Source organism: Pseudonocardia pini, assembly GCF_013870575.1.
GTDB lineage: Bacteria > Actinomycetota > Actinomycetes > Mycobacteriales > Pseudonocardiaceae > Pseudonocardia > Pseudonocardia pini.
Map to the genome: position 1 here is coordinate 1 of NZ_JACBXB010000348.1, position 5575 is coordinate 5575.

At 73.2% G+C, this 5575-nt stretch carries 5 protein-coding genes; all 5 read left to right on the forward strand.

Annotation, left to right across the window (positions count from 1 at the left end; translation table 11 throughout):
• The coding region (locus tag H5J29_RS19085) for a M23 family metallopeptidase (RefSeq protein WP_181782372.1) at positions 1–710 on the forward strand (710 nt) is incomplete at its 5' end.
• Between the two features lie 67 nt (positions 711–777).
• Positions 778–2655: a glycoside hydrolase family 15 protein gene (locus H5J29_RS19090; RefSeq protein WP_181782374.1), complete on the forward strand. Its 1878-nt coding sequence runs from the start codon at positions 778–780 to the stop codon at positions 2653–2655.
• A gap of 21 nt (positions 2656–2676) precedes the next feature.
• Positions 2677–3696 carry a phosphogluconate dehydrogenase (NAD(+)-dependent, decarboxylating) gene (gene gnd, locus H5J29_RS19095; protein WP_181782376.1) on the forward strand — a complete coding sequence of 340 codons (1020 nt, stop codon included), beginning with the start codon at positions 2677–2679 and terminating at the stop codon, positions 3694–3696.
• Entirely contained in the window at positions 3693–5075 is a 1383-nt protein-coding gene (zwf, locus tag H5J29_RS19100; RefSeq protein ID WP_181782378.1) for a glucose-6-phosphate dehydrogenase, read from the forward strand. Before gnd ends, zwf begins: the two co-directional genes overlap by 4 nt.
• A gap of 7 nt (positions 5076–5082) precedes the next feature.
• Positions 5083–5575, forward strand: a 493-nt coding sequence (locus H5J29_RS19105) for a hypothetical protein (RefSeq protein WP_220187630.1), incomplete at its 3' end; no start/stop codon positions are given.

The following is a 5575-nucleotide window of genomic DNA, read 5'->3' on the forward strand; positions in this document are numbered from 1 at the left end:
TGAGCACGGCCGCGGCGCCGGTCTTCGGCCCGCCGCTGCGGGGCGGCCCCTGGTACGCCAGCGACGGCTGCTGCGTGGACGACACCCACCATCGCCGCGGCCTCGCCCCGATCGACGGGTCGCTGCTGGTGCCGCAGCGCCACGCGATCGACTGGTACCTGCTCGACGACCGGCACCGCGCCTGGACCAACGACCCCGCGCAGCTCACGAACTACCTCGCCTACGACCAGCCTGCCATCGCGGTCGCGGACGGCGTCGTCGTGGACGCGACGGACGGGTTCGCCGAGACGACCTCGCTCCCGGAGCCGCCGCCGCTCCCGCCGATCGCCGAGACCGTCGGCAACCACGTGACGCTGATGGTCGCACCGGGCGTCTACGTGCTGTACGCGCACTTCAAGACCGGCACCGTGGCCGTCGAGACGGGGCAGCGGGTGAAGCGGGGCGACGTGCTCGGCCACGTCGGCAGCTCCGGCAACTCCACGGCCCCGCACCTGCACTTCCAGGTGATGACCGAGCCGACGTTCTTCCCGACCGACAGCACCCCGTTCGCCTTCGAGTGCCTCCGGGTCGACGGTCAGGTCACCGAGCGGATCTGGGACGACGTGCTGCCCGCGCAGCCGACGCCGGAGCTGCCGTTCACCCCGTCGGCCGACACCGGCGAACGGCGGGGCCAGATGCCGCTGGACCGGAACGTGGTCACGTTCTGCTGAGCGGCTAACGCCGGAGCGTGCGGTACCGAGTGGATCCCAGGATCCCCGCGGGACGAGGAGGGCGCGAGTGGCCTACCCGGACGACTATCCGCCGATCGCCGAGCACGGCCTGATCGGCGATCTGCAGACCGCGGCGCTGGTCACCACGGACGGCAGCATCGACTGGTTCTGCTGCCCGCGCTTCGACTCGCCGAGCGTGTTCGGCTCGCTGCTCGACCGTCGTCGGGGCGGGTTCTTCCGGATCGCCCCGGACACGAACGCGGAGGTCACGCGCAGGCAGTGGTACTTCCACGACACCGCCGTGCTCATGACCCGGTTCATGACCCCCGACGGCGTCGGCGCGCTCTACGACTTCATGCCCGTCCGCGACGGGGCGGCGACCGACCGGCACGAGATCGTCCGGGTGCTGCGCGTGGTGCGGGGGACGATGCGCTTCACGGTCGAGTGCAGGCCGCGGTTCGACTACGGCCGCGCCCCGCACACCCTCGAGCTGACCCCGGACGGCCCGGCCTTCCACGGGCCGGACCTCGACCTCGCCCTGCACACCGTGGTCGACGGCGGGGGTGCGCTGGACTGGCGGGCCGAGGAGCAGGACGTCAGCGCCACGATCACCCTCTCCGCGGGCCAGGCCGTCGGCGCGGTGCTCGAGTCCGGGGCGGACGTCCGTCCCCGGCGGATCCCGATCGGCCAGGCCGACGCGAAGTTCGACGAGACCGTGCACTTCTGGCGCAGCTGGCTGGAGCGCTCGACCTACTCCGGCCGCTGGCGCGAGACGGTCCACCGCTCGGCGATGTCGCTGAAGCTGATGACCTACGCCCCGACCGGCGCGCTCGTGGCCGCGCCGACCGCGGGCCTGCCCGAGCAGCCCGGCGGCGAGCGGAACTGGGACTACCGCTACACCTGGATCCGGGACGCCTCGTTCTCGGTGCACGCCCTGCTCAGCCTGGGCTACACCGAGGAGGCCGCGGCCTTCGGCTCCTGGCTGGCGGACCGGATCAACTCCCACGACGGCCCGGAGGACCGGCCGCTGCGGATCATGTACCGGGTCGACGGCACGGCGGACCTGACCGAGGAGACCCTCGACCACCTGGAGGGCTACCGCGGCTCGCGGCCGGTGCGGGTGGGCAACGGCGCCGCGGACCAGCTGCAGCTCGACATCGTGGGCGAGGCCCTCTACTCGCTGCAGCTCGCGGACCAGCACGCGGTGCGCCTCGACCACCGCGGCTGGCAGGCCGTCCGACGGCTGGTGGGCTGGCTGTGCGAGAACTGGGACTCCCCGGACGAGGGGGTCTGGGAGACCCGCGGCGGACGCCGGGACTTCGTCTACGGCAGGCTGATGTCCTGGGTGGCCTTCGACCGGGCGATCCGGATGGCCCGCGACCGTGCCCGGCCCGGTGACATCCCGGAGTGGACCCGGCAGCGGGACCTGATCTACGACCAGGTGATCGAGAAGGGCTGGGACCCCGGGCGCCGGGCGTTCGTCCAGTACCTCGGCGGCGACGTGCTCGACGCGTCCGTGCTGATGATGCCGCGGGTGGGCTTCGTCGTCCCCACCGACCCGCTCTGGGGGTCCACGCTGCGGGCGATCGACGAGGGCCTGGTGTCCGACGGGCTCGTGTTCCGCTACGACCCCGCCGCCTCGCCGGACGGCCTGGCAGGCACCGAGGGCACGTTCTCGCTGTGCAGCTTCTGGTACGTCGACGCCCTGGCCCGCTCCGGGCGGCTCGGCGACGCCCGCACCGCCTTCGAGAAGATGCTCACCTACGCCAACCACCTCGGCCTCTACTCCGAGGAGATCGGCGCCACCGGCGAGCAGCTCGGCAACTTCCCACAGGCCTTCAGCCACCTGGCGCTGATCAGCGCGGCGGTGGACCTCGACCACCAGCTCGACCACGGGGCCGGCGTCGTCGCCCCCGAACTCGGTCGCCTGCACCCGCTGGGCTGACCCCACCAGAGAGGACGACGAATGCAGATCGCGATGATCGGGCTCGGTCGGATGGGTGCCAACATGGTCCGCAGGCTGCTGCGCGCGGGCCACGAGTGCCACGTCTACGACGTCTCGGCCGACGCCGTCGCCGGGCTGGTCGCGGAGGGTGCCCGCGGGGCCGGATCGGTGGAGGAGCTGGTCAGGGGCCTGGAGGCGCCGCGGACCGTGTGGCTGATGCTGCCCGCCGCGATCACCGGCGACTCCGTGACCGAGTTGCTGGGGCTCCTCTCGCCGGGGGACGCGATCGTCGACGGCGGCAACTCCTCCTACCGGGACGACATCGACCGGGCCGAGACCGCCGCGGCGAAGGACGTCGACTACGTGGACTGCGGCACCAGCGGCGGCGTCTGGGGCCTGGAGCGCGGCTACTGCCTGATGATCGGCGGGCCGGACCGTGCGGTGTCGCGGATCGAGCCCGTGTTCGCCGCGCTCGCCCCCGGGGTGGACGCGGCGCCGCGCACACCGGGCGCCGAGGGCGACCCCACTCCCGCGGAGCAGGGCTGGCTCCACTGTGGACCCTCGGGCGCCGGGCACTTCGTGAAGATGGTCCACAACGGCATCGAGTACGCGCTCATGGCCGCGTACGCCGAGGGGCTGAACGTCATCAAGAACGCCGGAGTGGGCGTCCGGAAGGCGGAGGTCGACGCCGAGACCGCGCCGCTGCGCGAGCCCCGCTACTACCCCTACCCGGACATCGACCTCGGTGAGGTCGCCGAGGTGTGGCGGCGCGGCAGCGTCGTCGGCTCGTGGCTGCTCGACCTGACCGCCGAGGCGCTGCGCGGCGACCCGAGCCTGGAGCAGTTCGCGGGCCGGGTGTCGGACTCCGGCGAGGGCCGCTGGACGTCGATCGCGGCGATCGAGGAGGGCGTGTCGGCACCGCTGCTCACCGCCGCGCTCTACAGCCGGTTCGCCTCGCGGGGCAGCGAGCTGTTCGCCGACAAGGTGGAGTCCGCCCAGCGGCTGGAGTTCGGCGGTCACCTCGAGAAGAGCGGGTCGTGAGCACCCCCGGTGATGTCCTCGTCCTGTTCGGCGTGACCGGGGACCTGGCCAGGAAGAAGATCCTGCCCGCGCTGTACCGGCTGGTGGAGCGCGGTGAGCTGGCCGTGCCGGTGATCGGGGTCGCGCTCACCGACTGGGACGACGACAAGCTGCGCTCGCACGTCGCGGACAGCGTGCACGCGGCGATCCCGTCCGTCGACGCGGCCGTCCTGGGCCGGCTGCAGGCCTCGGTGCACCTCGTGGCGGGCGACTACGCCGATCCCGGCACCTTCACCGCACTGGCGAAGGCCGTGCCGGAGGGGGCGTTCGCGGTGCACTACCTCGCCGTGCCCCCGTCGCTGTTCGGCACGGTGGCCGACGGGCTCGCCGCCGTCGGGCTGGCGGAGCGGGCCCGGCTGGTGGTGGAGAAGCCCTTCGGGCACGACCTGGCCTCGGCGCGCGCGTTGGACGCGCTGCTGGCGAAGCACTACTCCGAGTCGCAGCTGTTCCGGGTGGACCACTTCCTCGGCAAGGAGCCCGTCGAGGACCTGCTCGTGCTGCGGTTCGCGAACACGCTGATGGAGCCACTGTGGACGCGGCAGTGGATCGACCGGTTCGAGATCACCATGGCCGAGGACTTCGACGTCGCCGACCGCGGCTCGTTCTACGACTCGGTCGGCACCGTCCGCGACGTCGTCCAGAACCACCTGCTCCAGGTCATGGCCTACCTGCTGATGGACGCCCCGCTCACCGACGCGGCGGACGACCAGCGGGACGCCAAGCACACCCTGCTCCGGGCGGTGCGCACGCTGGACCCGAGCGAGGTGGTGCGCGGGCAGTACGCGGGCTACCTCGACACCCCGGGCGTCGCCGCGGGCTCGACGACGGAGACCTACGTGGCCGCCACCTTCCACGTCGACAACTGGCGGTGGTCCGGCGTGCCGGTGCACCTGCGGGCGGGCAAGGCGCTGCCGGTGACGGTGCTCGACGTCGTCGCGGTGCTGAAGCCGCCGCCGCGCCCGCTGTTCGGGGTCGCTGGGGCGAGCGCGGACCGGATCCGGCTGCGCCTGCAGGCCGGTGCGGGGGTCACGTTCACCCTGCTCGCGAAGCGACCCGGTGGCGGGGACGTGCCGGTGGAGATCCCCGTGACGGCGGACTTCCGGCAGGTCCTGGGCACGATGCACGAGCCCTACGAGCGGATCTTCGCCGACGCGCTCGCCGGCGACCCCGCCCACTTCGCCCGGATGGACACCATCGAGGAGGCGTGGCGGATCGTCGCCCCGATCCTCGATCCGGGCACCGCGCCCGCGGGGTACGAGCCCGGGACCTGGGGGCCCGCCGCGGCCGCGACGCTGCCGGGGCCGCAGGGCTGGGTGGAGCTGCCGCCGCCGGCACGGTGACGTCGCCGTGAAGCCGGCCACCCGGGTCGCCCTGCGCAAGGCCGTCCGGATCTCGGTCGCCTCGCTCGCGGGGTTCTACGTGTGCCTCTACGGGTTCGGCGACTCGACGACCGCGATCTACGCGCTGTTCACGGTGATCGCTCTCGGCGCGCTCTCGGAGGTCTCGGGGACCCCCGGGCGGCGGCTGCGGACCTTCGCCGTGGCCGTGCCCGTGGGCGCGGTGCTCGTGTGCCTGGGCACGCTGCTCGCGGTGTCGACGTGGGCGGCCGCGGCGGGGATGCTCGTCGTCGGGTTCGCCGTGGCGTACGCCGGGGTGGGCGGGCCGCGGGTGGCAGGTGTCGCGAACGGGTTGCAGCTGCTCTACGTGCTGCCCTGCTTCCCGCCGTTCGCGCCGGACACCCTCGACCAGCGGCTGCTCGGCCTGGTGATCGGCGGGGTGCTGCTGGTCGTGGCCGACCGGTACCTGCTGCCCGCCGCCGTGGGGGAGCCGGTCGCGGCGC